The 1,961-nt window shown below is 63.4% G+C and carries 3 protein-coding genes; all 3 read right to left on the minus strand.

Features of this window, described 5'->3' with window-relative positions:
• Window positions 1–93 precede the first annotated feature (93 nt).
• Genes HHL15_RS26110 through HHL15_RS26120 form a run of 3 tightly spaced genes read right to left on the minus strand, consistent with a single transcriptional unit; the run spans window position 94 to window position 1,865 of the window.
• Complete coding sequence (locus tag HHL15_RS26110; protein WP_169148688.1) at window positions 94–1,266, minus strand: TolC family protein; 1,173 nt, start codon at window positions 1,264–1,266, stop codon at window positions 94–96.
• A 59-nt stretch (window positions 1,267–1,325) separates the two neighbouring features.
• The gene (locus HHL15_RS26115) at window positions 1,326–1,511 is read right to left on the minus strand and encodes a hypothetical protein (RefSeq protein ID WP_169148689.1); all 186 of its coding nucleotides are present in this window, start codon (window positions 1,509–1,511) and stop codon (window positions 1,326–1,328) included.
• A gap of 15 nt (window positions 1,512–1,526) precedes the next feature.
• Entirely contained in the window at window positions 1,527–1,865 is a 339-nt protein-coding gene (locus HHL15_RS26120; RefSeq protein WP_169148690.1) for a copper-binding protein, read from the minus strand.
• Window positions 1,866–1,961 lie beyond the last annotated feature (96 nt).

Genomic DNA, 1,961 nt, shown 5'->3' on the forward strand with positions numbered 1-1,961 from the left:
CCGGGTGGCCGGCCACCGGCCGCTGGCCCAGCCAGTAGCCACCACCGGCAGCCAGGGCGACCGAGAGGCCGATCACAATACCTGCGCCTGTTTTCATAGATCTTCTCCGAGGATTCGTTCGATTTCTGCAAGACGTAGCTGGGCTTCCGCCTGGGCCTTGATGCGGCCCTGCCGGGCCTGGCGAATCTGCCGCTGGGCGTCGAGCAGCGTCGCAAAATCCACCTTGCCGGTTTCGTAACCGGCCAGCGCGGCCTTGAAAGTCAGTTCGGACTGCGGCAACAGGCTGGTTGCGGCAAGGGCTTCGGTTCGCCGCGCAGCATCGAAGCCGGACAGGTTCTCAGCCAGTTCGCCCAAGACCTGATTGGCGGTCGCGTCGCGACGGGCTTGCGCGGCCGACAGCATGGCTTCCGACTCGCGCTCCTGGGCCCGGCGGGAACCCTGCTGCAGGGGCAGGTTCAGTTCGACCATCAGTTCCCATTCCTTCACGGAACCCTGGTACTGGATCGGCGAGACACCCAGCGTGAAGTCCGGGTAGCGGTTCTTGTAAGTCAGTTCGCGATTCTTCTCGGCCGAACGGATACGGGCCTCTTCGGCAAAGAGCTGCGGGTTCTTTGTGCGCACACGCGCCTCAAGGGCCACCGGGTCGAGCTGGGCCGGGGCCGGCAGCGTTCTCAGGCGTTCTGGCGCGGCAAGCGGGGAAGCGCTGGGCCTTGCAAGGAGGGCATTCAGCCTTGCCTGGAGCTGCCGGCGTTCGTTCTCCAGGGCGACCAGCTCGCTCTTCATGCCGGTCTGCTCCACCTGCGCCCGAATCACGTCCTGCTGGGCGGCGAGCCCTCCGGCGTAGCGCACCTGGGCGATCTTCTCCAGGCGCGTCATCAGGTCGAGGATTTCGCGGGTCAATTGCTCGTTGCGATGGACGTACTGGAGCTGCGAGTAAGCGGTCTTGATGCGGGCGGCGAGCTCCGCCCAAGTGCCGCTGGCGCGTCCGTCGGCGCCACGCGCGTCGAGTTCGGCGATCTCCCGCTTGAGATCCCGCTTGCCGAGCCACGGCACGTCCTGCATCAACAGGTAACGCGTGCTGCCGACCCGGGCCGGCGCCAGGGTGGGGCTCTGGTCACCCATGCGGGTATTGCGGCTGCGGGCGAAGTCCAGCAGCGACTCGACGTTGGCACCAAGCGGGACGTCCTGGGCATGCGCAACCAGACTGAATGCCCCCAGCAGCACGGCGTACAACCAAATTGCGCGCGGTTTCGTACGCATCTTCATTGATGACTCCCTGAATATTGTCGGACTCTGGCAAGTGAAGCCACTTCACCAGAAAGCCGTCACGTCTTACGTCGCCCCTTGCGCTCACGCGACGGCGCCTTGGCGATTCTCTTCGACTCCGGGTCGGGCCGCTTCCTGAGAAGCCAGAACCACAGCACGCCCAGCAAAAGCCCGGCGGCGCCACTAATCATGAGCAACCCGGTCAGTTGCTCATGATTGAGAATCGATATGTCGACCCGATGCATGGCAACACGAACAACTCAGTTGCGCTCCAGATGCACCACGGTCATCGCACCGTTGATCTGATCAGCCATAAAGCGGACCTTGTCACCGGCCTTCACCTGATCCAGCCAGGCCGCATCCTTGACGCGGAACACCATGGTCATCGCCGGCATGCCGTTGGGCAGCGGGCCATGGGACAGGGTGAGCTTGCCGGCGGACTTGTCCACCTTCTTCACCAGGCCATCGGTCATTTGCGACGAGGCTGCGCCATGCCCGGCATGGGTTTCAGCAGGGCCGGGGTATTCGTTGTCAGCTAACGCCGGCGCGGAGAATGCGGCAACGAAAACTGCAGCAAGGGTGATGAACGAGGCTTTCATGGAAATTTCCTTCAGGAGAGGTATCGGAATTCAGTGACGGGCAAACACGCTGGTCGAACCATCCGCTTTGACGAGCAGCGTTTCGTAGGGCATTGG

Origin of the sequence: Zoogloea dura (assembly GCF_012927165.1) — a bacterium.
Taxonomy (GTDB): domain Bacteria; phylum Pseudomonadota; class Gammaproteobacteria; order Burkholderiales; family Rhodocyclaceae; genus Zoogloea; species Zoogloea dura.